This is a genomic window from Actinoallomurus sp. NBC_01490 (assembly GCF_036227085.1).
GTDB classification, from domain to species: domain Bacteria; phylum Actinomycetota; class Actinomycetes; order Streptosporangiales; family Streptosporangiaceae; genus Actinoallomurus; species Actinoallomurus oryzae.
On the sequence record NZ_CP109433.1, the window covers coordinates 9531161 to 9556013 of the forward strand.

Here is a 24853-nt window from a genome sequence, read left to right on the forward strand (position 1 = left end):
GCGGGTCGTTCAGGCCGGACCCGGGATATAGGCCAGACCGTGGGCGCCGGTCTCGCCGAACTCGGGTCGGTCCAGCCGGGCCAGGCGCTCCAGCGTCTCCAGGTCGACGATGTCGACGACGGACGAGGCGTAGGAGGCCACGTAAGCGATCCGGCCGTCGGGAGACGAGGTGATGGTCAGCGGGCAGAGTCCCACCTCGAGCCCACCCGACGGCTCGTGGGTGTCGGCGGAGAAGACCGTGAGGCGGCCCGGCGCCATGCGTACGGCTCCCGGCGCAGGCTCCGGCTCGACCGCCACCTCGCCCGCGAGGAGTTTCCCGGTCGAGGTCAGGTGCACGGGCATGACGGGGTTCCGGGTGGGCAGGGTGTCGACGACGGACGCCGTCCGCGTGTCGATGACCTTGATCCCGGGGGCCGGCCGGTCCTCGGCCGCGGCGTACGAGCCGTTGTAGGGCGTGGCGACGAACGCGCGGGCACCGTCGGCGGAGACGGCGAGTCCCTCGCTGCCCGGCACCCCGACCTTCGCGGTGAGGGTCTCCCGTTCGAGGTCGAGCACCGACACGAAGGGCGCCTCTTTGTTGGCGACGTAGCCGGTCCTTCCGGCCGCGTCGATGGCAACCCAGTGCGAGCCGGGCGCGTCCGTGTCGATCCTGCCCACCGGCCGGCGGGTCCGTGTGTCGATGACCACGACACCGCCGGGCCGTTCGCCGGAGCCCTCCACGCTGACGTAGAGGCGACCGCGTGCGGCGTCCAGCGCGAGGCCGTGCGGCGCGTGTTCCGGGGCGAGGTCCACGACCTCGACGATGCGGCGTGTGTCGGGGTCGATCACGGTCAGCTCGGTGCGCCTTCCGCTGTTGGCGTGGTAGAAGCCCGAGCGGTACGTCATCGTGCACCACAGCAGGCGCTGGACCGGGTCGAAGCACAGCTCATGGGGTTCGGCGAGGGTTCGCACCGTACCGACGCACCGGTCGGAGACGACATCGAAGAACTCGACCGCCGGCCCGCTCTGGATGACCACGGCCAGAACGTCGCCGTCTCGGCCGGCGCGGGAGAACTCTGACATAGCGTTTCCTCCACTCGGCTCAGGCGGTGGCGTACGCGCCGGCCTCGATGTCCTCGACCAGCGTCGGCCCGGTCGGGGTCCAGGACAGTGTCGTGCGGGTGATCTCACTCGACGCGGTCATCGTCTTGGCGAAGAAGCTCCCGACGAACCCGAAGTGGGCGTCGGCGTCCTCCGGGTCGATCGAGACGACCGGAACGTCGAGGTACCGGCCGATGGCCTCCGCGATCGCCTTGGTCGTGATGGCCTCCTCGGCGGTCACGTGCAGCCGTGTCCCGGCCGGAGCCTGCTCAAGTCCGAGCCGGATGAGCCGGGCCGCGTCCGAACGGTGCACCGCCGACCAGGCCGCGGAGCCGTCGCCGATGTAGCCGGAGACGCCCTGCTTGCGTGCGGCGCCGACCAGGAAGTTGACGAACCCCCAGTCGCCGGCGCCGTGCACGCTCGGCGCGAACCGGCTGACGATGGTGCGGACGCCTTGGTCGACATGGTCCAGCGCGAGGTTCTCACTGCCGCCCCGGTTCGAGTCCGGGCCCACGGCCGGCGAAACGTCCGACTCCACCGCGGGCCTGCCCTCGACGAGACCGGAGAGGGGCGCCGCGACCACGAACGGACGGTCGGTGCCGACCAGCGCCGTGGCGAGGGTCTCGACCGCGGCCCGCTCGGCGCGGTCCGACTCCGCCGGGTTGCCCCAGTCGTGCTTGTTGGCCATGTGGACGACCGCGTCCGCGTCGGTCGCCCCTCGGCGCAGGGAACCGAGATCGTCCAGATCCCCGCGGAGCACGCCCGCGCCCTTCGCCGCCAGTGACCGCGCGGACCTCTCCGACCGGGCGAGGCCGACGGCCTCATGGCCCGCGGTCATCAACTCGTCGACGATGGCGGATCCGATCCAGCCGCTGGCTCCCGTTACGAACACGCGCATCTGCGCGACCTCCTCTTGCCCTTGCCCGGGCATCAGGACACAACCGAGAGATGATCGGCACCCGAGTTTCGGAGCACCGTGTCCAGAAACGTAGCAGATACGAGACAGCGTGTCCATGTATGGATGGTGGGCATGGGGGGCGACGCGCGTGCCACCGGAGCGTGGCCGGGTGGTTACAGAGACGCCTTGACCCCTTGTCTTAGCCTGCTGTCCACTGCTCCCCTACCTTGTGGGAGGTTCCGATGGGGCAGGCGGGCCGATGAGCCCCGACGATCTCGGTTCCCGGATCGACCGGCTCTGTGATCGGCTGACCGCCGACGGGGATCTGCTGGATCCGGCGTGGCGGGCGGCGTTCCACGCGGCGCCTCGCCACCTGTTCGTGCCCGAGCGGGCGTGGGCCGCGCCGAACGGCCCGGATCAGGGCTTTCTCATCGACCGGGCCGTCGATCCCGGCACCTGGTGGGACGCCGTCTACTCCGACGCGGCGATCATCACGCAGAGAGCCGACGGCACGGCCGACGTCGCGGAGTTCGGTGAGCCGTCGAGTTCCTGCTCGGCGCCGGGTACGGTCGCCGAGTTCCTCAGCCACCTCTCCCCCGAGGACCACAACCGGGTCCTGGAGGTCGGCACCGGTACGGGATGGACGGCGGCGCTCCTGTCGTACCGGGTCGGAGCGGGAAACGTCGCCTCCATCGACATCGATCCGACGGTGTCCGAGATCGCGGCGAAGAACCTCTCCGGCTCGGGCCACGCGCCGCGCCTGTTCGTCGGTGACGGCACGCTGGGGCTGCCGGAGGCCGCGCCGTTCGACCGCGTGCACGTCGCCGCCGGCGTCACCGACATCCCGTACACCTGGGTGGAGCAGACGAGGCCCGGCGGCGTCATCGTGCTGCCGTTCGCGCCGGGCTGGGGGTTCGGGTGGCTCGCCCGGCTGCATGTTCTCGGCGACGGTACGGCGGTCGGGGCGTTCCCCGGCTTCGCGGGCTACATGCCGCTGCGGGGTCAGCGCGTCCCCTGGCGGTCGCTGTCTGACCTGCCGGCGGAGGGCCTGGCCGAGTCGGTGACGCGGCTGGATCCCCGGCGCTTGCGCGCCGACGCGGTGGCCGACCTGTTCCTCGCGGCCGCCGTTCCCGGCGTACGGACCCATCTGTCTTACGGCGAGGCGGACGCGTGCACGCTGTGGCTGGTCGAGTCCGGCGACGACGGCGCGTGGGCGTCGGCCGACCACGTTCCCGGCCAGGAGGAGTTCCTCGTACGCCAGCAGGGCGCGCGGCGGCTGTGGGACGAGGCCGAGCAGGCGTACCTGCGGTGGCTCGGGATGGGACGCCCGGCCTACGACCGGCTCGGCCTGACGGTCACACCGGAGGGCCGGCGGGTCTGGATCGACCGCCCCGAGCACGTGGTGACCCCGGCGACCTCGGGTGGGTGACGCGGTCCGGCTCAGTGGCGGAGGGCGGCACTGTCACCGACCCCGGTGTCGCCGGGGCGCCACCTGGGCCACGGGACTTCACGGTCGTCGGCCCTAGAAGCTGGAGCGTGCTCCAACGCAAGCCGGAGACGCGTGCTCGGCCGGTGAGGGCCGGCCGGTGGTCTCACGCAGCGTGACGTACGGGTGCACTGGCCGCCACCTCGGGCGGGCGCTAGGGTCGTGCCATGTCCAGTGGTGATCGCTTGCTCATGATCCTGCACATCGGCTTCGCGATCTTCGCACTCGGGCCGATAACGGCCGCGACGATGGCCACCCCGCGCCACATCCGGCGCGGTGAGGCGTCGGTCGTACGCAACCTGAACCGCATGACCCGCATCTACGGGCTGCTCACGCTCGGCATCTTCCTGTTCGGCGCGCTGCTGGCGCACGGCAAGTTCGATCAGATGTGGCTGTCCGCGTCGATGACGCTGTTCATCGTGGCGTTCGTGCTGCTGTTCATCGTCGAGCGTGACCAGCGCAAGGCCATCCACAAGATCGAGGTCGCCGCGGCCGAGCACCGCGCGGTGCAGGCGGAGGCCGCTCGGCCCGCCGACACGGCCGCGACCACCGCGCCGACCGACAAGCCCGTGGCCGGCACCGACGTCCCGACCGGCGCGGAGAAGGCCGAAACGCCCGAGCCGAAACCTGAGCCGGCGCCGAAGCCCAAACCCGCCGCCGAGGCCGCCAAGGTCGAGACCGGCCGCATCGCCACCATCTCCGGCGTCGTCGCGCTGATCTGGATCGTCATCCTCGTGCTGATGGTCTGGCACGGCTGACCCGGATGGCCGGAAGCCGAAGGGCCGAGGAGAGCAGGTCGTGACCTCGGCGCCGTCCCAGGCCGTCATTCTCATCACCGGGATCCAGGCGGCCGGGAAATCAACCGTCGCGCAGGTGCTTGCCGAGCGGCTGCCGCGGTCGGTGCACGTCCGAGGAGACGTGTTCCGCCGAATGGTGGTCAACGGACGGGCCGACATGACACCCGACCCCTCCGACGAGGCGGTACGGCAACTACGGCTGCGCCACCGATTGACGGCGGCGGCGTGCGATGAGTACTTCCGGGAAGGGTTCACGGTCATCGCCCAGGACGTCGTCATCGGCGACCACCTCACCGAGATGATCCACATGATCCGGCAGCGACCGCTGCTCGTCGTCGTCCTCGCACCTCGGCCCGAGGCGATCGCCGCCCGGGAAGCCGCCCGAGACAAGAACGCCTACGACCAGTGGACGATCGATCTTCTCGACGACGGGCTCCGCACCCGTACACCGCGCCTCGGCCTCTGGCTGGACACCTCCGCCCAGACGCCGGACGAGACCGCCGAGGAGATCCTCCAGCGAGCGTGGACCGAGGCCGAGATCCCGTGACCTGACCACCACGCCGACGGACCGGCGTCGCCGGCCGCCCGGCACGTCACGATGCCGGGCGGCCGACGTCTGGCTGCCATCGCCCCGGGCGGCGGAGCCGTCTTCAGCCCAGGGCACGTTCCAAATCGGCGAGCAGGTCGTCGGCGTCCTCGATGCCCACCGAGAGGCGTACGAGGTCGGCCGGCACCTCCAGCGGCGACCCGGCCGCCGAGGCGTGCGTCATGCGAGCCGGGTGCTCGATCAGCGACTCGACCCCGCCGAGCGACTCCCCCAGGATGAACAGCCGGGTGTTCTCGCAGACCCGTACGGCGGCCTCCTCGCCCTCGGCGAGTTGGAACGACACCATGCCGCCGAACGCCCGCATCTGCTTGGCCGCCACCTCGTGGCCCGGGTGGTCGGGCAGGCCGGGGTAGCGCACCGACGAGACCTTCGGATGCCGCCGGAGGAACTCGGCGATACGCACGGCGTTGGCGCAGTGCCGGTCCATGCGCACGCCGAGCGTCTTGATGCCGCGCAGGGTCAGCCAGGCGTCGAACGGGCCGCCGACGCTGCCCATGGAGTTCTGGTGGAAGGCCAGTCGCGAGCCCAGTTCGAGGTCGGCCACGACCAGCGCGCCGCCGACCACGTCGGAGTGCCCGCCGAGGTACTTGGTGGTCGAGTGCACGACCACGTCCGCGCCGAGCGCCAGCGGTCGCTGGAGGTACGGCGAGGCGAACGTGTTGTCCACCACCAGGAGGGCGCCGGCCTCGTGAGCGACCTGCGCGAGCGCCGCGATGTCGGCGATGCCGAGCAGCGGGTTCGTGGGCGTCTCCACCCAGATGACCTTGGTGTCGGGCCGCACCGCGGCGCGTACGCCGTCGACGCTCGCCACCGGCACCGGGTCGTACTCCAGCCCCCACGGCTTGAGGACCTTGGAGATCAGCCGGTACGTGCCCCCGTACGCGTCGTTGGGGATGACGACGTGGTCACCGGGCTTACAGACCGTACGCAGGAGCGTGTCCTCGGCGGCCATCCCGGAGGCGAACGCCAGGCCCCGCACCCCGCCCTCCAGCGCGGCGAGGCACTCCTCGAGCGCGGCGCGGGTCGGGTTGGCGGTGCGGCTGTATTCATAGCCGCCGCGCAGACCTCCGATGCCGTCCTGCTTGTAGGTGGATACCTGATATATCGGCGGAACCACCGCTCCCGTGGCGGGATCGGGCTCCTGGCCGGCGTGAATGGCGAGTGTCTCGAAGCCGGTCACGTCGTTGAAACCGTCCATGCAGGTGAGGCTAGTGCCTCGTCCGGCGCAGCCGTACCAAAGGGGAGCCATACCCAGGGATGAGACTTCTCCACCACAGGGACGAGTGCCGAAATCGCCTCAAGAGGGGAGGTGACCGGCGTGAGGCGCCATTACCTTCTTAGGGACAAATAGACACCAGATGAAGGGGAGCCACCCGTGTTCGGATGGCTGGGGCGTACTGTCGTACGGCACCCATGGTGGACGATCGTGGCATGGCTGGTCGCCGCGGCCGTCGCCGTCGTGCTCGCACCGAAGCTCGACACCCACTCTGACCAGCAAGACTTCCTGCCCTCGAAGTACGAGTCGGTCCAGGCCGGAAAGCTGGCCGACCGCGCCTTTCCCAGCGGCAGCCAGAAGGTCAGCAACGAACTCATGGTCGTGAAGCGGAGCGACGGGCAGGCCCTGAGCTCCACCGACCAGCAGAAGATCGGCCAGATCGCGAAGACGCTCCAGGACAAGCACATCCCGGGGATCACCGCGGTCGCGACGAGCAAGCAGTCGCTCTCGGCCAACCACCGCATCCAGGTGGTCATGATCCCGTTGCCGGCCAACTTCAGTGACCAGAAGCTGGAGAAGAAGAACGAAGACGCGATCAAGAAGATCCGCGTCGCCGCGACCCAGGAGTTCAAGGGCACCGGCCTGCACTACGGGATCAGCGGCAACGTCTCCAGCAACATCGACAACGCCGACTCCGACAACAAGACCCTGGCGCTGATCGGCATCGCGACGATCGTCCTGATCGTCACACTGATCATCATCATCTTCCGCGCCCCGATCGCCGCACTGTTGCCGATCATCGTGATCGCCTTCGTCCTGCAGGTCTCGAACGCGGTCTCGTCGATCATCGGCAAGGCGTTCGACCTGAAGTTCGACGCGAGCTTCGAACAGCTCATCCTGATCGTGCTGTACGGCATCGGCACCGACTACATCCTGTTCCTGCTGTTCCGCTACCGCGAGCGGTTGCGCCTCGGCGAGGACAAGAAGACGGCGATGATGGTCACGGTCGAGCGCGTCGGTGAGGCCATCGCCTCGGCCGCGGGCGCGGTCATCATCGCGTTCCTCGTGCTGCTGCTCGCCAAGTTCAAGTCCTTCGGGTCCCTCGGCCCGCAGCTCGCCATCGCGGTCGGCGTCATGCTCATCACCGCGCTCACGGTGGTGCCGGCGGTCGTGTCGCTCCTCGGCCGGGCGGTCTTCTGGCCGTCGAAGTCGTGGAAGAAGGAGCCCAAGGCCAGCGTGTACACGCGCCTGGGCAACGCCGTCGGCCGCCGCCCGCTGGTCACCGCGGTCGCCTCCGGCATCGTCCTGCTCGCCCTCGCCGCGGCGGCGATCGGCTTCAAGGCCGACTACGACTTCAGCTCCGGCCAGCCGCAGAACACCGAGTCGGCCAAGGCCCTGAAGGACCTGCGCAGCAGCCTCCCGCCGGGCCTCACGGACCCGACCCAGGTGTACGTCCAGGGCAGCGGGCCGCTCGACCAGCAGGCGCTGGAGCAGTTCCGGCAAAAGATCAACGCCAGCGGCTACGGCCAGGCCGGGCAGGCAGAGCTCAGCCCGGACAAGACCGTCGCCAAGATCCCTGTCATCCTCAAGCTCAACCCCAACTCCAACGAGGCCATCGACCTGGTGAAGGGGCCTCTGAGGGACACCGTCCACCAGAACGCGCCACCCGGCACGAAGGCGCTGGTCGGCGGCACGACGGCCGTCTTCGCCGACATCAACAAGATCAACACGCGCGACCTGTCGGTGATCCTGCCGGTGGCGGTGGCACTGATCGCGATCATCCTGGCCCTGCTCCTGCGCGCGCTGGTCGCCCCGGTGTACCTGGTGATCGCGGTGCTGCTCGGCTTCACCGCGACGCTCGGCGCGACCGTGGCCCTGTTCCAGGGCGCGGAGGGCAAAGAGGGACTGATGTTCCAGATGCCCATGATCTTGTACTTGTTCGTGCTGGCCATCGGGACCGACTACAACATCCTGATGATCGCGCGACTCCGTGAGGAGGCGCGTGAGGGCCACGAGCCACGGCGCGCGGCGGCGGTGGGCATCCAGCACGCCGGGCCGACCGTGGCGGCCGCCGGGGTCATCCTCGCGGGCACGTTCGCCGTGCTGGTGCTGTCGCCGATGTCGTTCCTGGCCCAGATCGGGTTCGGCGTGGCGATCGGCATCCTGCTGTCGGCGTTCGTCGTCTCGACGTTCTTCGTCCCCGCGGTCACCGCGCTGATCGGGCACGCCGCCTGGTGGCCCGGCCACGCCGACCGGGCCAAGAAGCCCGGCCCGCCGGCGGCGGAGCCGTACGAACTGGCGGGACGGCCCGGCTAACCCGACCGGCCCGGCCGGGCCGGCGTTCAGATAGATAGGGAACGCCCGGTGGCGCGACACGCGCCGCCGGGCGTTTCTCATGTCCGGGGCCTGGCCCACCTGGCCGGCAACCGGAACGTCGCCGACACACGGGTGCTGCTGGAGCCGACCGGGCGTACCGGCCTCGACGCCGAAGCCGTCCTCGCCGGTGACGCCTACGCCCAGCGCGTACGCGACGGGGTCGTCGTACGAAGCCACGTGGCCCCTCGTCTCACTCCGACCGTACGACGCCTTCCTCGGATCTCCGACGCAGGTTGCCGTTGATCAAGATGAGCAACCGGTCCAGGAGGCCGTCGTCTTCCGGCGTCTGTTCGCTGGCCCAGGCGGCGGCGTTGACGAGTTTGAGGAGATCGCCGATGTCGATGCCCCCGGGCGCGCTGCCGGCGCGTTCGGCACGGGTGAGCAGCGCGGACCCGGTGGCGCGAATCGCGTCGTGACACGCGGCCAGGCCCGCGCCGGCCTCCGGCGTGGGCTGACCGGCCATCTGCGTCGCGACCAGTCCGCGCATCGCGGTCGCGTGTACGGCCACGGCCCGCAACCAGGCCTGCAAGGCCTCGTCCGGGGAGGGGTGCGTCAGCAGGTCGCGCCCCTCGGCGCAGAGCGCTTCGACGTCGTCGCTGATGATCGCTACCAGGAGCGCCTCGAACGTCGGGAAGTGCCGGTAGAGCGTCCCGGCCCCCACGCCGGCGCGTTGGGCGATCTTGTTGAGAGACGCCTGCGCGCCGTACTCGGTGAAGACCGCCTTGGCCGTCCGCAGAACGCGTTCGCGGTTGTCCCGGGCGTCGGCGCGCATCCGCCGCCGAGGGGGCTGAGGTCGATCCGTCCTGCCGGTGCTCATCCGTACGCCCCCATGTTGCCAAGTGGAGAAGTTCTCCATATCTTAGCCGGACATAAGCGGAGAACTTCTCCGGTCAGTGCACCGAAGACGACCCGAAGGACGAAGGATGCGGATAGGACTCATCGTGGGCGACACACGGGGCCCCTCGACTCTGGAACACCTCACCGGCCAGGTACGGGCGGCCGCCGACGCCGGCTTCGGCACCGCCTGGGCGGCGCAGGCGTTCGGCTGGGACGCCCTGACCGCTCTCGCCGTGGCGGGCGCCGCGGTGCCCGGGATCGGCCTGGGCACGGCGGTGGTCCCCATCCCCCAGCGCCACCCGCTGGTGCTGGCGGGTCAGGCGCTGAGCGTCCAGGCGGCGACCGGTGGCCGGCTCACCCTCGGCGTCGGCGCGGGCGTCGCCATGATGGTCCAGGGGATGTTCGGCCTGCCCGCCGATCGGCCCGCGCGCCGCATGCGGGAGTACCTGTCGGTGCTGCGCCCGCTGTTGCGCGGCGAGAGCGTGACCCACCGGGGCGAGACGCTGACGGCCGTGGGCTCGGTGACGGTGCCGGGTGCCGAGCCTCCGCCGGTGCTGGTCGCGGCCCTGGGCCCGGCGATGCTGCGCCTCGCCGGGGAGCTCGCCGACGGCACCGTGACCTGGATGACCGGCGCCAGGACCCTCGGCGACCACATCGTTCCCTCGATCACCAAGGCCGCCGAGACCGCCGGCCGCCCCATTCCTCAGGTGGTCGCGGGCCTGATCGTGTGCGTGACGAACGGCGAGGCCGCCGTCCGCGAGCGCATCGCCGAACAGTACGCCCTGGCCGGCCAGGTGCCGGAGTACCGCGCGGTGCTGGACCGCGAAGGCGCGGCCGGCCCCCAGGACGTCGTCATCGTCGGGGACGAGGATGACGTCGCCCGCGACGTGCGGCGGCTCGCCGACGCCGGCGTCACGGAGTTCATCGCCTCACCCTTCGGCAGCGTCGAGGAACAGGACCGCACCATCGGCGTACTCGCCGACCTGACCGGGTCCGGCGCACGATAGCCGTTGGCGTCAGCCGCCCGCGAGGAAGCCGAGGAGGTCCTGGCGAGTGATCATCCCGGCGGGCTTGCCGTCCACGAGGACGACCGCCGCGCCGGCCTTCTCCAGGACGCCCACCGCCTCGCTCACCGGCTCGCCGGAGCCCACCATCGGCAGCGGCGCCGCCATGTGCTCGCTGAGCGGGTCGTCGGCGGTGGCCTGGCCGGTGACCAGGGCCGCCAGCAGGTCGCGCTCACCCACCGAGCCGACGACCTCGGCCGCCATCACCGGCGGCTCCTCCTTCATGACCGGCAGCTGCGACACGTCGTACTCGCGCAGGATCGCGACGGCGGTGCCGACCGACTCGTGCGGATGGACGTGCACGAACTCCGGCAGCCCGGTGCCCTTGCGGGACAGCACGTCCGCGATGCGCGGCTCCTCGGTGTCGGAGCTGAGGAAGCCGTAGTCGGCCATCCAGTCGTCGTTGAAGATCTTGGACAGGTAGCCGCGGCCGCCGTCGGGCAGCAGTACGACGACGACGTCGTCCGGGCCGGCCTCGGCGGCGACACGGAGCGCCGCCACCACCGCGAGGCCGCACGACCCGCCGACCAGCAGCGCCTCCTCGCGGGCGAGCCGCCGCGTCATCGTGAACGAGTCCTTGTCGCTCACCGCGATGACCTGGTCGCAGATGCCCCGGTCGTACGTCTCGGGCCAGATGTCCTCGCCGACGCCCTCGACGAGGTACGGCCGCCCGCTGCCGCCGGAGTAGACCGATCCCTCGGGGTCGGCACCGATGATCTTGACGCGGCCGTTCGAGATCTCCTTGAGGTAGCGGCCCGTGCCGGTGATCGTGCCGCCGGTGCCGATGCCCGCGACGAAGTGCGTGATCCGGCCCTCGGTCTGGTGCCAGATCTCCGGGCCGGTCGTCTCGTAGTGGGACCGCGGGTTGTTCGGGTTGGCGTACTGGTCGGGCTTCCACCCGCCCGGGATCTCCGCGGCGAGGCGGTCGGAGACGGAGTAGTACGACTCCGGGTGCTCGGGCGCGACCGCCGAGGGGCACACGACGACCTCCGCGCCGTACGCCCGCAGCACCGAGATCTTGTCGCCGGCCACCTTGTCGGGGCAGACGAACACGCAGCGGTAGCCCTTCTCCTGGGCGACGATGGCCAGGCCGACACCGGTGTTACCCGAGGTGGGCTCGACGATCGTGCCGCCCGGGCGCAGCGCCCCGGAGGCCTCCGCCGCCTCGATCATGCGGACGGCGATGCGGTCTTTCACCGAGCCGCCCGGATTGAAGTATTCGACCTTGGCGAGCACCTGGGCCCGCGCCCCGGCCGCGACCTTGCCGAGCCGGACCAGAGGGGTGTTTCCCATGAGCTCGGTCAGGGAGTTGTGCACATCCACGAGCGACGTCCTTGTCGTTCCACAACGGTTCTGCTCAGAAGGTACCCCACCCCTTCATCATCACGTTCCGTCTGCGAACCGTCACTCCACGCTGCTAGCCTCGACCGGCGTTCATCCCGAAGGAGGCCCGGCCGTGGCGCGGCATCGACGACTACTCTCCGCACTCATTCCGGCACAGACCGCCGTGGTCCTGCTCGGCGCGGCCGCCTGCGGCGGCTCGTCCGAGACTCAGGCCGCGGCCGACCGGCCGGCCTGGAACGACACCGCGATCGACGCGGTCAGCCGGTCCGTGATCGGCTCGGGGTTCACCGCGGCCACCGCCCTGCGCCCGGACGGACACCTGGAGACCGTCGTCAGCGACGTGCGCAGCGGAAAGCGGTTGTGGGCGCGGCCTGCCGTGATCTCCGGCCGGCCGGCCGCGATGGGCGTCGCTCCCCCGGCCATCGCCGGCACCGCCGGGCACATCGTCGTCGTGAGCGTCGAGACGCAGGGCCGGGGCGCGGCCCTGGTGGGCCGCGACGCGCGCACCGGGGCCCAGCGCTGGACGCGCACGGTCGGCACCACCTTCGGCCCGGCCCGGTGCGGCACGATGCTCTGCGCCTCCGAGGAGACCGCGCGCAAGTCGGCCGCCTTCACCGTCCTGAGCCCCGAGACCGGCAAGCCGGCCTGGCACATGCCGGGCGTGGCCGAGGTCGAGTGGGCGGGCCCGGGACGCGTGGTGCTGTTCCGCATGTCGGCGCACCCGACGGTCGAGGCGCACGACCTCGCCACCGGCAAGGAGATCTGGGCGTTCCCGGTCGAGAACGCCCTCGGCCGCGGGGCGAACCTCTCCGGCGGCTGGGCGTTCGGCGCCGTGGGCGACACGCTCATCGGCTACCTCGCGCCCTACCAGACGCGGGCGAACGGCCCGCTCTCCGCGTTCGGGTTCTTCTCCCTGCGGCTGACCGACGGAAAGCAGCTGTGGGTGCGCAAGCGGCTGCTGCGGGTCTACCCCAGCGCCAACCCCGCGGTCTCGCTGATCACCCGCGAGGTCGACGACCACGACCGCTACGGCGGCTTCACCGCGCTCGACGCCCGCACCGGCCGGTCGGTCACCCGCCTCACCACGTCCGGCACGCCCAAGGCCGACTGGTGGCTCGCCTTCCCCGACGACCTGTCGGCCGTCGGCTTCCTGGCGCACGACCAGCCCAGCCTCATGTACGACCTGCGCACCGGCAAGGCGGTCGGCGGGCACGCGCGCGCCTGGTCGTTCTGCACCACGACACCGGCCCCGCTCAAGATCACCGGGCAGGAGGGCTTCTACCCCATCGCCGCGCTCTGTCCGTACGACCTGAAGAACGGCCACCGGCTCGACGCGGCGAAGGCCGTACCACCGAGCTGGTACACCGGGGCGGTCGACGGCTGGCGCGTGTGGCGCGACGAGCGCGGCGGCCTGCACGGCGTGCACGACGGCAACGGGACGAGCCCCGGAATGTACCAGTAGCTTTGCTACCCCCCAGTAGGAATCGGGTCCTCCACGCAGTAACCTGCGAGTCGGGCGCACACCCACGCACGCCCACGCACGCCCGCGAGGCCGACGCGAGGCCGAGATGAGGGAGACCCGTAATGCCTGAGGCTGTCATCGTCGCGACCGCTCGTTCCCCGATCGGACGGGCGTTCAAGGGCTCGCTGAAGGAGCTACGCCCCGACGATCTCACCGCCCGCATCGTGCGCGCGGCGCTGGACAAGGTGCCCGAGCTGGACCCGGCCGACATCGACGACCTGCTCCTCGGGTGCGGGCTGCCGGGCGGCGAGCAGGGCTACAACATGGCGCGGGTCGTGGCCGTGCTGCTCGGCTACGACCACGTCCCGGGCGCGACGGTCACCCGCTACTGCTCGTCCTCGCTCCAGACCACGCGGATGGCCTTCCACGCGATCAAGTCGGGCGAGGCCGATGTGATCGTCTCGGCCGGCGTCGAGATGGTGAGCCGGTTCGCCAAGGGCAGCAGCGACGGCCTGCCCGACACTCAGAACCCCGTGTTCGCCGAGGCGCAGGCCCGTACGGTCAAGCGCGCGGAGGGCGGCGTGGACGCCTGGCAGGACCCCCGCGAGGACGGCCAGGTCCCCGACGTCTACATCGCGATGGGCCAGACCGCCGAGAACGTCGCCGAGCTGCACGGCATCAGCCGGGCCGAGCAGGACGAGTTCGGCGTCCGCTCGCAGAACAACGCCGAGAAGGCGATCGAGGACGGCTTCTTCGCCCGCGAGATCACCCCGGTCGAGCTGCCCGACGGCACCGTGGTCTCCAAGGACGACGGCCCGCGGCCCGGCACGACCCTGGAGAAGGTCGCGCAGCTCAAGCCCTCGTTCCGGCCGGACGGCACGGTCACCGCCGGCAACTGCTGCCCGCTGAACGACGGTGCCGCCGCCGTGGTCGTGATGAGCGACACCAAGGCGGCCGAGCTGGGCCTGACGCCGATCGCCCGCATCGTCTCCTCGGGCGTCTCCGCGCTGTCGCCGGAGATCATGGGGCTCGGGCCGGTCGAGGCGTCACGCCGGGCCCTGAAGCTCGCCGGCCTCACGATCGACGACATCGACCTCGTGGAGATCAACGAGGCGTTCGCCGCCCAGGTGATCCCCTCCTACCGCCAGCTCGGCGTCGACATCGACAAGCTCAACGTCCACGGTGGCGCCATCGCGGTCGGCCACCCGTTCGGCATGACCGGTGCCCGCATCACCGGCACCCTCCTCAACGGATTGCAAAGTCGCGACAAGACGCTCGGGCTGGAGACCATGTGCGTCGGCGGCGGCCAGGGCATGGCCATGGTGTTCGAGCGCCTCAGCTGAGAGCGTCCGTCCGTACGCCTCGTACGCGGGTCTGCGCCTGCCCTTCCGACGGGCGCAGACCCGCGTCGTTAAGCTTCTCGCAACAGAGGCGTTAGCGGTTTGTAATGAATCATGCACGGTCCGTGACCTATGATCTACGTGCCGTGACAGAAAGGTCGCCCCAGGGGGGTTGTGCGATGGGCATCGCTGTTGCAAAGTCGTCAACAAGATGCACGCCCAGCCAGGAGGTGCCTATGTCCTTGAACCACTCACCGGAGACGCACAAGAATCTCATCGCACGCATCCCGAAAGTCACAGGTCGTGACCTCCCCGAGTGGTTCCAAGCCATAGATGACGGCCCCTCGTTCATCCGATGCGAGGAGAGGGTCAACTGGCTCGCGGACGAGCATGGCCTCTCCCACGGCTATGCCGTCGCCCTCGTGCACGAGCACGAGCTACACCGGCGAGCCGCTCGCTACTAACACCGCTTCGTGGATCCGAGCCGGGCGCGCGACTTCGCCCGTGAACACCATCGGGCGATCATGGTCACGCGCCACGCGGACGGCCGCCCGCAGACGTCACCCGTCCTGTGCGCGGTCGACGACGCCGGACGCCTGATCGTCAGTACCCGCGAAACCGCGGCCAAGACCCGTAACCTGCTCCGCGACCCTTATGTGACGTTCTGCCTGATCAGCGACGCATTCTTCGGTGAGTGGGTCCAGATCGACGGCGAGGCGGAGATCGTACGCCTGCCCGAGGCCATGGAGCCCCTCATCGACTACTACCGGATGATCTCCGGTGAGCATCCGGACTGGAACGACTACCGTGCGGCCATGGAGCGCGAACGCCGCGTGCTGATCCGTGTGGAGATCACGCGCGCCGGCCCCGACGTCCACGGCTGACGACCCGCGATGTGACGCCCCCGCGTGGTGCGCGGGGGCGTTTCGCCGTCCTGGTCCCACGCGGGGTGTTCCCGTCGCCACTTACCGCCGTCCCCGACGTACGGAACATGAAGGCCCTGTCAGGACGAGATGGACGAAATAGGTCGAAGCAGTGCTCAACTCCTGTCAATGACCGGTGCCCCCGGTCGGAGTCGAACCGACACGAACAACTCTTTTAGGGAGTCTGCCTCTGCCTGTTGGGCCACGGGGGCGCCCGCAATCATACCGGGGGAGCGCCAATAGCGGTCCACAGGCTAAATGCAGTCAAGAATTCCTATTATTGCCGCCGTAATTCAGACCGAATACCATTCAGTATTTCTTCGTGGCCAGCTCGAACTCCTCGCGCGGGCGCTGCAGCGTGCCCAGCGAAACGACCTCACGGCTGAAGAACAGAGCGAGCGTCCAGTCCGCGGTGACCCGGGCCTTGCGGTTCAGGGTCGGCAGCCGGGACAGATGGTAGGTCCGGTGCATGAACCAGGCGAGCAGGCCCCTTAGCTTGAGACCGTAGATCTGCGCAACCCCCTTGTGCAGTCCGAGACTGGCCACCGATCCGGCATAGGCGTGTTTGTAGGCCTTTAGTTCTCGACCACGCAGCGCGTTGGCGACGTTCTCCCCCAAAACCTTTGCCTGACGCACCGCATGCTGGGCGTTCGGCGCGCAGAACTGCCCGGGTTTGGTGAGATCGGGCACCGCCGCGATATCACCTGCGGTGAAGGCGCCTTCGACGCCGTCCACGGTCAGTTCGGCCGTGGCCTTGACCCGGTCCTTGTCATCCAGCGGCAGATCCGTCTTCTTGACAAGTGGGTTCGGCTTGACGCCGGCGGTCCATACCAGAGTGCCCGCGCCGAACTTCTCGCCGTCACTGAGGACGATCTCGCGATTCTCGGCGGACTTGAGCAGCGTTCGGAGCCGCACCTCGATTCCTCTGCGGCGCAGGGCGTCGACGGTCCATTTGCCCATGTCCTCGCCGACCTCGGGCAGGATCTTGTCGCTGGCCTCGACCAGCACCCAGCGCATGGAGTCGGCATCGAGGTCGGAGTAGTACTGGCAGGCGTCCCGCGCCATGTCCTCCAGCTCGGCGAGCGCCTCCACACCGGCGTATCCCCCACCGACGAAGACGAAGGTGAGCGCCTGCCGGCGCGACTCGGGATGCGTCGAGGAGGCGGCGATGTCGAGCTGCCGCAGCACGTGGTTGCGCAGATAGATCGCCTCGGCCACGGTCTTGAAGCCGATGCCGCACTCGGCCAGGCCCGGAATGGGCAGGGTCCGCGAGATCGACCCCGGGCAGAACACCAGGGTGTCGTAGTCGATCGTACGGATTTCGTACGGCTCGGCATCGGCACGCTCCACGACCTCGACGGTCGCCCTGCGGCCGGCGTGGTCGATCTGGGTCACGCGGCCGTTGAGGATCGTCACGCCGGGCAGCACGCGCCGCAGGGACACCACCACGTGACGGGGTTCGAGGTTGCCGGCCGCCGCCTCGGGCAGGAACGGCTGGTAGGTCATGTAGGACTGCGGCGCGACCATGGTGATCTTGAGCTCGCCGCTCTTGAGCTGCCGGCGCATCTTCTTCCGCAGGCGCAGCGCGGTGTACATGCCGACGTAGCCGCCGCCGACGATGAGCACGTGTTTGGACATATTCGATCCGGTACCCATGGCCCTTCCCGAAATTCGACCGTTAGCTTGTGAAAACTTTCACGATCTCTGTCTTCACGGTACTCCGCGGAAGGGCCGCTGGGCAGCGGGGCCCCTGTGAAACCAGTCACCCCCGAACCACACCGCCCGCGGCTGCGTCATAGAAGGAGGAAGAGATCAACGAGCGACGGGCAGGGCGGGCGTCCAGGGGAAGCGGGGGCTTTCCTGGCCGCCGCCCTGCCGTTCGCGTACGAGCCGCGGACACCGGAGGAAGCCGTGCCGCCGCCGCCCTCGGGCTCCGGGTCATCATGGTCGCGGACGCGAACGCGGCACGACGCGTCCAGGACCACAACGCCACGCTGTACACCGTCTACCGATCCTTCGGCGACGTGCGCCCGACGTCCGACCTCCTCGACATGATCCAGGCGCGCACCCCCTAGCCCTCCCGCGGCCGCCTTGATCGTGGAGGCTGCGGCTCAGGCCCCCTCGGGGCCCGGCAGGCCGGCGTACGTGCGGGCGCGGGTCAGGACCGTGTCCAGCATCGCTTCGGTGACGCGGCCCGTGAAGGTGTTCTGCTGGCTCGGGTGGTAGCAGCCGATCAGCAGGGTCGTTCCGCCGGCCGGGGACGCGAGCTCGACCTCGGCCCCGTGGCCGAACGCCGGGCGCCGGGCGGGCGTGTCATAGCCCGCCTCCTTCAGCGCCGGCCACAGCGCCTGCCAGCCGTATCCGCCCAGCACGACGATCGCCCGGACGTCGCCCGCGACGAAGCTCAGCTCCCTCACCAGCCACGGAGCGCACGTGGCGCGCTCGGCCGGTGTCGGCTTGTTGGCCGGGGGCGCACAGCGCACCGGTGCGACGACGCGGGCGCCGAGGAGCCGCTGACCGTCGTCGGCGCGCGTGCTCGTCGCCTGGCTCGCCAGGCCGACGCGATGCAGGGAGGCGAACAGCCAGTCGCCGCTCCGGTCGCCGGTGAAGATCCGGCCCGTCCGGTTTCCGCCGTGGGCGGCGGGGGCCAGGCCGACGATCATGACGCGTGGGGACGGGTCGCCCCAGCCCGGGACGGGCCGGCCCCAGTACTCCTCGTCCGCGTACGCGCGGCGGCGTTCGACCGCGACCTGTTCGCGCCACGCGACGAGGCGTGGGCACGCCCGGCAGACCGACTGCCGGGCCACCAGCTCGTCCAGGGACGGCGCCTCCGCGGCGAGCGAGCGTACGGACGCGGCGTCGGTGGCCACCGGGGTGTCCGCCCGCGCCGGGTCGCCCGGCCACCCGGTCCCCGGCGGCACGAACGGCGCGTTGACCCGGTCACCCATGCCGGCTCAGACCAGCGACCAGGCGATGCCGTCGAGGATGTCGTGTTCGCTCACGACCACGTCGTTGAAGCCGTACTCCCGCATGATCCGGTCGAGGATCAGCGCCCCCGCGCCGATGACGTCGACCCGGCCCGGATGCATGACGCCGATCGTGGCGCGCTCGTCGCGGGTCGAGTGCAGCAGCATGCGGGTCACGTCGTGGACCTGGCGCGCCTTCACGCGCGACAGGTGGATCCGCTCGGAGTCGTACGCCGGGAGGTCCAGGGCGATGCCGGCGACGGTCGTCACCGAACCCGCCAGCCCGACGAGCGTCCGGGCGCGGTCGACCGGGACCGGTGGGACGAGCGGCGGCGCCGGCGGGGGCGGAGGCAGCGGCATGCCACCGCCCGCGTCCACGAGGTCGGCCTCCGCGGGGGCCGCCTCGCCGGCCAGGGCGGCGGCCTCGTCGCGGGTGCTCTCCCCCGTGCGTACGGCGGCGAGGGCCGCGTCGATGTCGGCGACGGCCGCCGCGAGTTGTTCGGGCGACGGCGGATCGGAGCACAGGTGGCGCTCGGTCATGCGGACGCAGCCGATGTCGACCGAACGCGAGGCCTCCACCTCGGTGGTGCCGAGAACGAACTCGGTCGAGCCGCCGCCGATGTCCACGACGAGGTACGGGCGCATGGGGCGCAGGGCCGCCAGGTCCTTGGTGGCGCCCGTGAAGGAGAGCTGCGCCTCCTCCTCGCCGCTGATCACCTCGGGCTCGACACCGAAGATCTCGACAACGCCTCGGACGAAGTCGTCGCGGTTGGCGGCGTCGCGGGTGGCGCTGGTGGCCACGACGCGTACGCGCTCGGCGCCGTGCCCGGCGATGAGCTTGGCGTAGCCGCGCATCGCGGTGAAGGTGCGCTCGAGCGCCTCCGGCGCGAGCCGCCCGGTGCTGTCGACGCCCTGACCGAGCCGGACGATCTCCATCCGGCGTTCGATCTCCACCAGCGCATCGGAGATGTCGGCGATGAGAAGGCGGACGGAGTTGGTGCCGCAGTCGATGGCGGCGACGCGTGTGGCGGCGCTCATTCGCTCGGCTCCTCGGGGGGCGTCCTGTCTTCGGTGCTCGTCGCACCAGCGATCATGACGGCTTCCTGACTCGGTTGACAGGTGGTCTGTGAAGTCTGTTCGACATTGACACAACTCCCGGCTCGCCACCAGTCCGGGAGCTCACGCAGCGCCTCGGCGCCGAAGGGGTTCGCCCCCGGCACCGCGAGCTCGTGCGCCACCAGCGCGTGCAGGCACTTGACCCGGGTCGGCATTCCGCCGGCGCTCTGCGTTCCCGCTGGTAGTGGCTCTATTTCCTCGGCGCTCGCGGCGGCGTCGCGGCGCGTCAGGTAGTCGTCGTGGGCGGCGGCGTAGGCGGCGGCCAGCTCCGGATCGGAGGCCAGCCGGTCCGTCATCTCCCTCATCATCCCGCTCGCCTCGAGCGTGCCGATGGCCGAGGCCGCTTTCGGACAGGTGAGGTAGTAGAGCGTGGGGAACGGCGTGCCGTCGGGCAGGCGCGGCGCGGTCTCCACCACGTCGGGCAACCCGCAGGGACAGCGATGCGCCACCGCGCGCAGCCCGCGCGGCTCGCGGCCGAGCTGAGCCGCGACGGCCGCCGCGTCGCGTTCGTCGATCACCGATTTCCCTTCGAGCCTCGCCTGACGTCCTCCCCGCCGAGCCGCGTGGCCACGATCACACCATCTGGTCCATGGCCGACGAGGCCGATCAGGCCCGCGATAGATGCCTGGTTTCGCCGATGTTGTGCCAGGTTATCGGGTCAGCGGTGCTGGTCGGCCGCGTCCACCGAACGCCACAGCGTCACATACCACGGCGGCGTCGGCTCCGGTGACTTCTTCGCGGCGCTCTGCCCACCGCCGTCGTCGCCGCCGACGACCACGTAGCACTTGGCGCCGGGATCGCACATGTGCAGGCGGCGCCGGGCCTCACGCCGTACGTAGGACTCGTCGCCGAGCCGCTTCTTCTGCGCCGCGAGCTGTTCGACCTGCTGCTGCGCCTGCCGCTGCTGCACGCGGAGCTGAGCGATCTCGCGGCGCTGCGCGATGTACTCCCGGACCGGGTAGGCCAGGCTGAGTGCGATCGCGCAGGCCACCACGGCCAGGATCGCGGCGCGCCCCGTGAGGTGGGCGCGCCGCAGCTCCCTGGCGTCGACCGCGTCGGAGTCCGGCGGCCTGCGCTTCGCCTCGGCCACCGTCGCCTACGACCAGCGGAACCGCGGGAAGGCGGCGGCGCCGGCGTAACGGGCCGCGTCGTCGAGCAGCTCCTCGATGCGGAGCAGCTGGTTGTACTTGGCCACCCGGTCGCTGCGCGCGGGCGCGCCGGTCTTGATCTGCCCGCAGTTGGTCGCGACGGCCAGGTCGGCGATCGTGGTGTCCTCGGTCTCGCCCGAACGGTGGCTCATCATGCAGCGGAAACCGTTGTTGTGGGCCAGCGACACGGCGTCGAGCGTCTCGGTGAGCGTGCCGATCTGGTTCACCTTGACCAGCAGCGCGTTGGCCGAGCCGGCGTCGATGCCGCGCTGGAGCCGCTCGGGGTTGGTGACGAACAGGTCGTCGCCCACGATCTGCACCTTGTCGCCCACGGCGTCGGTGAGGGCCTTCCAGCCCGCCCAGTCCTCCTCCGACAGCGGGTCCTCGATGGAGACCAGCGGGTACGCCTCGAGCAGCTCGCCGTAGTAGGCGGCCATCTCCTCGGCCGAACGCTTGGCGCCCTCGAAGTCGTAGACGCCGTCGGTGTGGAACTCGGTCGCGGCCACGTCGAGCGCGAGCGCGATGTCGGCACCCGGGCGGAAGCCGGCGCTCTTGATCGCCTCCAGGATGAGGTCGAGGGCGTCGCGGTTGCTCGGCAGCTCGGGGGCGAAGCCGCCCTCGTCGCCGAGGCCGGTGGCCAGGCCGCGGCCCTTGAGCACCGACTTGAGCGCGTGGTAGGTCTCCGCACCCCAGCGGACGGCGTCGCTGAAGGTCGGCGCGCCGATCGGGGCGATCATGAACTCCTGGATGTCGACGTTGGTGTCCGCGTGGGCACCGCCGTTGAGGATGTTCATCATCGGCACGGGCAGCAGGTGGGCGTTCGGGCCGCCGACGTAGCGGAACAGCGGCAGGTCGGCCGTCCTGGCCGCCGCCTTGGCCACCGCGAGACTCACGCCGAGAATGGCGTTGGCCCCCAGCCGGGACTTGTCCGGCGTGCCGTCGAGATCGATCAGCTTCTGGTCGATGATGCGCTGGTCGTCGGCGTCGTAGCCGAGGAGCTCCGGCGCGATCTCGTCCTTCACGCCGAGAACGGCCCTCTCCACGCCCTTGCCGTTGTAGCGCTCACCGCCGTCGCGCAGCTCGACGGCCTCGAACTGGCCGGTCGAAGCTCCGCTCGGCACCGCGGCGCGAGCATCGCAGCCGTCGTCGAGCAGAACCTCGACCTCGACGGTGGGGTTACCACGGGAGTCGAGGATCTCCCGAGCCTGGACGACGTCGATCGACGACACTTGATCTCCTTGTGATCACTACGAGACGTTTCGCCCCCCGAGCCTAGCCGTCCCGGGTAGGGCGACGATGCAACGCCACCCCCGTTTCGGAATCACCGCCGCCGAGTACCGGAACGCGTCGCCTCACGGCCCGCCGTCTTCGGTGGTCAGCCGGTTACATCACGCTCTCACGGACTTGACGGAGACTTCCGGATCCTTGTCTACTTAGGCGACCATTCATAAATGTTCAATAGGTAATAGGGAGTTGCGATGAAATCGCGGTTCGCCGCCCTCGGCCTCGCCGTCCTCGCCGGTACCGGGCTGCTCGCTGCGTGTGGCGGCTCCGGCAAGTCCTCCGGCGGCGACGACACCCAGGTGCGGCTCGGGTTCTTCCCGAACATCACCCACGCCACCGCGCTCGTCGGCGTGCAGAAGGGCTTCTACACCAAGTACCTGGGAAAGGCGCCCAAGACGCTGACGTTCAACGCGGGACCGGCGGCCACCGAGGCCGTCTTCTCCGGCGCCGTCGACGCCACGTACGTCGGGCCGAACCCGGCCATCAACGCCTATGCCAAGTCACACGGCCAGGCCATCAAGGTCATCGCCGGCGCGGCCAGCGGCGGCGCCTCCCTCATCGTCAAGCCGGGCATCAAGTCGGCCGCCGACCTGCGCGGCAAGAAGATCGCCACGCCCCAGCTCGGCAACACCCAGGACGTCGCGCTGCGCTACTGGCTCAAGCAGCAGGGGCTCAGGACGGACAAGAACGGCGGCGGCGACGTCCACATCATGCCGCAGGACAACTCCCAGACCCTCCAGTCCTTCGAGCAGAACCAGATCGACGGTGCGTGGGTGCCCGAGCCGTACGCCTCCCGGCTGATCCTGGAGGGCAAGGGCAAGAAGCTCGTCGACGAGACCTCGCTCTGGCCGGGCGGCAAGTTCGTGGTCACCCTGCTGATCGTGCGGACCGAGTTCCAGAAGGAGCACCCCGACCTGGTCAAGAAGCTGCTGCAGGCCCAGGTCGAGTCCACCGACTACATCAACTCCAACAAGCCCGACGCCGAGAAGGCGGCCAACACCGAGTTGCAGGCCCTCACCGGCAAGCCGCTCAAGCAGGAGGTCCTGGACTCCACGTTCAAGAACGTCACCTTCACCGACGACCCGATCGCGTCGTCGCTGAACGGCAGTGCGCAGCACGCCGAGCAGGTCGGCCTGCTCGACCACGTCGATCTGAAGGGCATCTTCGACCTCGGCCCGCTGAACGAGGTGCTGAAGGCCAAGGGAGAACCGGCGGTGAGCAGTTCATGAGTGTGATCGAAGCGGGGAGCACGACCGTTCCGGCGGTCACGATCGAGCAGGTCTCCAAGGCGTACGGCACGGGCCGGGGCGCGCTGCTCGCGCTCGACAAGGTCTCGCTGACCGTGGCGCGCGGGGAGTTCGTCTCCATCCTCGGCGCCTCCGGCTGCGGCAAGAGCACTCTCCTGTCGATCATCGCGAACCTGGACCGGCCGACGCTCGGCTCGGTGGACGTCGGCGGCGCCCGGGTCGGACTGATGTTCCAGGAGCCCGCGCTGTTCCCGTGGCTGACCGTGAACGGCAACATCGAGCTGGCCCTCCGTACACGGGGTCGTGCCGGAGGCGCGCCCAGGAATCAACGCAGTGCGAAGGCCGAGCGCCGGGCGCGGACCGCCGAGCTGCTGGAGGTCGTGCACCTCGGCGGCTTCGGCGGGAAGCGGCCGCACGAGCTGTCCGGAGGGATGCGCCAGCGCGTGGCGATCGCGCGGGCGCTCGCGCAGGAGAGCGACGTGCTGCTCATGGACGAGCCGTTCGCCGCGCTCGACGCGATGACCCGCGACCTGCTCCACGACGAGCTGGAGCGGATCTGGTCCGAGCGCTCGCTGACGGTCCTGTTCGTGACGCACAACGTACGGGAGGCGGTGCGTCTCGGCGACCGGGTCGTGCTGCTGTCCAGCCGGCCCGGCAGGGTCGTCGAGGAGTTCCCGGTGCCGCTCGACCGGCCCCGGCGCACCGACTCCGGCGAGGTCGCCTCCCTCGCCGCCAAGATCACCGACCGGCTGCGCGAGGAGGTCGGACGCCATGGCGCGTGACACCGATGTGATCGGCACCCCCGATCCGGCCGCGAGCGGCCTCGAACGCCAGATCGCCGGGCTGGACGCCCTGGAGATGGCGGCCAGGTCCCGGCACGGCGTGGTGCGCCGCGCGTGGGCGTCGACCTGGCCGGTCCTGGCCGCGGTCGCCATCGCGATCGTCATCTGGGAGATCGTCGTGCTGAGCGGCTGGAAGCCGACGTACGTGCTGCCCGGTCCGGGCGACGTCTTCCCCCAGCTCGGGAAGGACCTGAGCGAGGGCGCGTTCTGGTCCGGGCTCGGGCTGACCATGCGCCGCGCCGTGATGGGTTTCGCACTGGCGATCCTCGTCGGCGCGGTCCTCGGCGCCGTCGTCTCGCGCGTGCGGTTCCTGCGGGTGGCGTTCGGCTCGCTGATCACCGGGCTGCAGACCATGCCGTCGATCGCGTGGTTCCCGCTCGCCATCCTGCTGTTCCAGCTCAGCGAGAGCGCCATCCTGTTCGTCATCGTGATCGGTGCCGCGCCGTCGATCGCCAACGGCCTGATCGCCGGGGTGGACTACACACCGCCGATCCTGCTGCGGGCGGGCAAGATCCTCGGGCTGCGCGGCGTCGCGCTGTACCGGCACCTGATCCTGCCCGCGTCGCTGCCGGCGTTCGTGACCGGTCTCAAGCAGGGCTGGGCGTTCGCCTGGCGCAGCCTGATGGCCGGTGAGCTGCTGGTCATCATCGGCCACCACGCGTCGCTCGGCGTACGGCTGGAGTACGCGCGGGAGAACATCGACGCGCCCGACATGATCGCCACCATGATCATCATCCTGGTGATCGGCATCGTGATCGACCGGCTCTTCTCCGCGGCCGACCGCACCCTGCGCGCGCGGCGCGGCCTCGAGCCGAGCTGA

Annotated in this window: 24 protein-coding genes and 1 tRNA gene; 13 read left to right on the plus strand and 12 right to left on the minus strand. The window is 70.2% G+C overall.

Annotated features, from left to right (window positions below; translation table 11 throughout):
* Positions 1 to 9 precede the first annotated feature (9 nt).
* Entirely contained in the window at positions 10 to 1062 is a 1053-nt protein-coding gene (locus OG417_RS43690; protein WP_329242237.1) for a YncE family protein, read from the minus strand.
* A 19-nt stretch (positions 1063 to 1081) separates the two neighbouring features.
* The gene (locus OG417_RS43695) at positions 1082 to 1978 is read right to left on the minus strand and encodes an SDR family oxidoreductase (protein WP_329242240.1); all 897 of its coding nucleotides are present in this window, start codon (positions 1976 to 1978) and stop codon (positions 1082 to 1084) included.
* A gap of 259 nt (positions 1979 to 2237) precedes the next feature.
* Between OG417_RS43695 and OG417_RS43700 the strand changes: the two genes are divergently transcribed.
* From OG417_RS43700 to OG417_RS43710, 3 genes are all read left to right on the plus strand, one after another.
* The gene (locus OG417_RS43700; protein WP_329242243.1) at positions 2238 to 3407 is read left to right on the plus strand and encodes a methyltransferase domain-containing protein; all 1170 of its coding nucleotides are present in this window, start codon (positions 2238 to 2240) and stop codon (positions 3405 to 3407) included.
* Between the two features lie 224 nt (positions 3408 to 3631).
* Positions 3632 to 4222: a hypothetical protein gene (locus tag OG417_RS43705; RefSeq protein WP_329242245.1), complete on the plus strand. Its 591-nt coding sequence runs from the start codon at positions 3632 to 3634 to the stop codon at positions 4220 to 4222.
* Positions 4223 to 4262: 40 nt separating this feature from the next.
* Positions 4263 to 4808: an AAA family ATPase gene (locus OG417_RS43710; RefSeq protein ID WP_329242248.1), complete on the plus strand. Its 546-nt coding sequence runs from the start codon at positions 4263 to 4265 to the stop codon at positions 4806 to 4808.
* A gap of 103 nt (positions 4809 to 4911) precedes the next feature.
* Here OG417_RS43710 and OG417_RS43715 read toward each other — a convergent pair whose 3' ends face one another.
* Entirely contained in the window at positions 4912 to 6066 is a 1155-nt protein-coding gene (locus tag OG417_RS43715) for a cystathionine gamma-synthase (protein WP_329242251.1), read from the minus strand.
* Between the two features lie 177 nt (positions 6067 to 6243).
* Between OG417_RS43715 and OG417_RS43720 the strand changes: the two genes are divergently transcribed.
* A complete protein-coding gene (locus OG417_RS43720) occupies positions 6244 to 8400 on the plus strand; it encodes an MMPL family transporter (protein ID WP_329242253.1) in 2157 nt (718 codons plus the stop codon).
* Between the two features lie 250 nt (positions 8401 to 8650).
* Here OG417_RS43720 and OG417_RS43725 read toward each other — a convergent pair whose 3' ends face one another.
* Positions 8651 to 9277 (minus strand): TetR/AcrR family transcriptional regulator, encoded by a 627-nt coding sequence (locus tag OG417_RS43725; RefSeq protein ID WP_329242256.1) that lies wholly within the window; start codon positions 9275 to 9277, stop codon positions 8651 to 8653.
* Between the two features lie 124 nt (positions 9278 to 9401).
* On the opposite strand from OG417_RS43725, the gene OG417_RS43730 reads away from it, so the two are divergent.
* Positions 9402 to 10304 (plus strand): LLM class F420-dependent oxidoreductase, encoded by a 903-nt coding sequence (locus OG417_RS43730; protein WP_329242259.1) that lies wholly within the window; start codon positions 9402 to 9404, stop codon positions 10302 to 10304.
* 9 nt (positions 10305 to 10313) lie between these two features.
* Here the strand turns inward: OG417_RS43730 and OG417_RS43735 are convergent, their stop codons facing one another.
* The gene (locus OG417_RS43735) at positions 10314 to 11684 is read right to left on the minus strand and encodes a cystathionine beta-synthase (protein WP_329242262.1); all 1371 of its coding nucleotides are present in this window, start codon (positions 11682 to 11684) and stop codon (positions 10314 to 10316) included.
* Between the two features lie 133 nt (positions 11685 to 11817).
* Between OG417_RS43735 and OG417_RS43740 the strand changes: the two genes are divergently transcribed.
* The 4 genes from OG417_RS43740 to OG417_RS43755 all read left to right on the plus strand — a co-directional run bounded on the left by OG417_RS43740 (position 11818) and on the right by OG417_RS43755 (position 15391).
* Entirely contained in the window at positions 11818 to 13167 is a 1350-nt protein-coding gene (locus OG417_RS43740) for an outer membrane protein assembly factor BamB family protein (protein WP_329242265.1), read from the plus strand.
* Positions 13168 to 13289: 122 nt separating this feature from the next.
* On the plus strand, positions 13290 to 14510 hold the full coding sequence (locus OG417_RS43745) for an acetyl-CoA C-acetyltransferase (RefSeq protein ID WP_329242268.1): 1221 nt from the start codon (positions 13290 to 13292) through the stop codon (positions 14508 to 14510).
* A 233-nt stretch (positions 14511 to 14743) separates the two neighbouring features.
* Positions 14744 to 14971 carry a DUF4287 domain-containing protein gene (locus tag OG417_RS43750; protein WP_329242271.1) on the plus strand — a complete coding sequence of 76 codons (228 nt, stop codon included), beginning with the start codon at positions 14744 to 14746 and terminating at the stop codon, positions 14969 to 14971.
* Positions 14972 to 14980: 9 nt separating this feature from the next.
* Positions 14981 to 15391, plus strand: a complete 411-nt coding sequence (locus OG417_RS43755) for a PPOX class F420-dependent oxidoreductase (RefSeq protein WP_329242273.1) — start codon at positions 14981 to 14983, stop codon at positions 15389 to 15391.
* A 176-nt stretch (positions 15392 to 15567) separates the two neighbouring features.
* On the opposite strand, the gene OG417_RS43760 is transcribed toward OG417_RS43755, so the two are convergent.
* Together OG417_RS43760 and OG417_RS43765 are read right to left on the minus strand one after the other, a co-directional pair.
* Positions 15568 to 15642 (minus strand) — tRNA-Leu (locus tag OG417_RS43760).
* Positions 15643 to 15739: 97 nt separating this feature from the next.
* Positions 15740 to 17068 (minus strand): NAD(P)/FAD-dependent oxidoreductase, encoded by a 1329-nt coding sequence (locus OG417_RS43765; protein ID WP_329242276.1) that lies wholly within the window; start codon positions 17066 to 17068, stop codon positions 15740 to 15742.
* 305 nt (positions 17069 to 17373) lie between these two features.
* Between OG417_RS43765 and OG417_RS43770 the strand changes: the two genes are divergently transcribed.
* Positions 17374 to 17505 (plus strand): hypothetical protein, encoded by a 132-nt coding sequence (locus OG417_RS43770; protein WP_329242277.1) that lies wholly within the window; start codon positions 17374 to 17376, stop codon positions 17503 to 17505.
* A gap of 36 nt (positions 17506 to 17541) precedes the next feature.
* On the opposite strand, the gene OG417_RS43775 is transcribed toward OG417_RS43770, so the two are convergent.
* From OG417_RS43775 to eno, 5 genes are all read right to left on the minus strand, one after another.
* Complete coding sequence (locus OG417_RS43775; RefSeq protein ID WP_329242280.1) at positions 17542 to 18378, minus strand: uracil-DNA glycosylase; 837 nt, start codon at positions 18376 to 18378, stop codon at positions 17542 to 17544.
* Positions 18379 to 18384: 6 nt separating this feature from the next.
* Positions 18385 to 19434, minus strand: a complete 1050-nt coding sequence (locus OG417_RS43780; protein ID WP_329242283.1) for a Ppx/GppA phosphatase family protein — start codon at positions 19432 to 19434, stop codon at positions 18385 to 18387.
* On the minus strand, positions 19431 to 20030 hold the full coding sequence (locus tag OG417_RS43785; RefSeq protein ID WP_329242286.1) for a DUF501 domain-containing protein: 600 nt from the start codon (positions 20028 to 20030) through the stop codon (positions 19431 to 19433). Before OG417_RS43785 ends, OG417_RS43780 begins: the two co-directional genes overlap by 4 nt.
* 140 nt (positions 20031 to 20170) lie before the next feature.
* Positions 20171 to 20602 carry an FtsB family cell division protein gene (locus OG417_RS43790; protein WP_329242289.1) on the minus strand — a complete coding sequence of 144 codons (432 nt, stop codon included), beginning with the start codon at positions 20600 to 20602 and terminating at the stop codon, positions 20171 to 20173.
* Positions 20603 to 20608: 6 nt separating this feature from the next.
* Positions 20609 to 21889 carry a phosphopyruvate hydratase gene (gene eno, locus OG417_RS43795; protein ID WP_329242292.1) on the minus strand — a complete coding sequence of 427 codons (1281 nt, stop codon included), beginning with the start codon at positions 21887 to 21889 and terminating at the stop codon, positions 20609 to 20611.
* A 249-nt stretch (positions 21890 to 22138) separates the two neighbouring features.
* Between eno and OG417_RS43800 the strand changes: the two genes are divergently transcribed.
* From OG417_RS43800 to OG417_RS43810, 3 genes are read left to right on the plus strand one after another with little or no spacing between them, the layout of a single operon-like run.
* Positions 22139 to 23173, plus strand: coding sequence for an ABC transporter substrate-binding protein (locus OG417_RS43800; RefSeq protein WP_329242295.1), 1035 nt, complete (start codon positions 22139 to 22141; stop codon positions 23171 to 23173).
* Positions 23170 to 23973 (plus strand): ABC transporter ATP-binding protein, encoded by an 804-nt coding sequence (locus OG417_RS43805; RefSeq protein WP_329242298.1) that lies wholly within the window; start codon positions 23170 to 23172, stop codon positions 23971 to 23973. Before OG417_RS43800 ends, OG417_RS43805 begins: the two co-directional genes overlap by 4 nt.
* Positions 23963 to 24853: an ABC transporter permease gene (locus OG417_RS43810; protein WP_329242301.1), complete on the plus strand. Its 891-nt coding sequence runs from the start codon at positions 23963 to 23965 to the stop codon at positions 24851 to 24853. Before OG417_RS43805 ends, OG417_RS43810 begins: the two co-directional genes overlap by 11 nt.

What these genes read in the sequence shown, in the direction of transcription:
- OG417_RS43715 (WP_329242251.1), bottom strand. Translation starts at nt 6,066, where the DNA reads ATGGACGGTTTCAACGACGTGACCGGCTTCGAGACACTCGCCATTCAC.
- OG417_RS43690 (WP_329242237.1), bottom strand. Translation starts at nt 1,062, where the DNA reads ATGTCAGAGTTCTCCCGCGCCGGCCGAGACGGCGACGTTCTGGCCGTG.
- OG417_RS43765 (WP_329242276.1), bottom strand. Translation starts at nt 17,068, where the DNA reads ATGTCCAAACACGTGCTCATCGTCGGCGGCGGCTACGTCGGCATGTAC.
- OG417_RS43750 (WP_329242271.1), top strand. Translation starts at nt 14,744, where the DNA reads ATGTCCTTGAACCACTCACCGGAGACGCACAAGAATCTCATCGCACGC.
- OG417_RS43695 (WP_329242240.1), bottom strand. Translation starts at nt 1,978, where the DNA reads ATGCGCGTGTTCGTAACGGGAGCCAGCGGCTGGATCGGATCCGCCATC.
- OG417_RS43800 (WP_329242295.1), top strand. Translation starts at nt 22,139, where the DNA reads ATGAAATCGCGGTTCGCCGCCCTCGGCCTCGCCGTCCTCGCCGGTACC.
- OG417_RS43805 (WP_329242298.1), top strand. Translation starts at nt 23,170, where the DNA reads ATGAGTGTGATCGAAGCGGGGAGCACGACCGTTCCGGCGGTCACGATC.
- OG417_RS43780 (WP_329242283.1), bottom strand. Translation starts at nt 19,434, where the DNA reads ATGAGCGCCGCCACACGCGTCGCCGCCATCGACTGCGGCACCAACTCC.
- OG417_RS43775 (WP_329242280.1), bottom strand. Translation starts at nt 18,378, where the DNA reads ATGGGTGACCGGGTCAACGCGCCGTTCGTGCCGCCGGGGACCGGGTGG.
- OG417_RS43700 (WP_329242243.1), top strand. Translation starts at nt 2,238, where the DNA reads ATGAGCCCCGACGATCTCGGTTCCCGGATCGACCGGCTCTGTGATCGG.
- OG417_RS43810 (WP_329242301.1), top strand. Translation starts at nt 23,963, where the DNA reads ATGGCGCGTGACACCGATGTGATCGGCACCCCCGATCCGGCCGCGAGC.
- OG417_RS43745 (WP_329242268.1), top strand. Translation starts at nt 13,290, where the DNA reads ATGCCTGAGGCTGTCATCGTCGCGACCGCTCGTTCCCCGATCGGACGG.
- OG417_RS43770 (WP_329242277.1), top strand. Translation starts at nt 17,374, where the DNA reads ATGGTCGCGGACGCGAACGCGGCACGACGCGTCCAGGACCACAACGCC.
- OG417_RS43725 (WP_329242256.1), bottom strand. Translation starts at nt 9,277, where the DNA reads ATGAGCACCGGCAGGACGGATCGACCTCAGCCCCCTCGGCGGCGGATG.
- OG417_RS43705 (WP_329242245.1), top strand. Translation starts at nt 3,632, where the DNA reads ATGTCCAGTGGTGATCGCTTGCTCATGATCCTGCACATCGGCTTCGCG.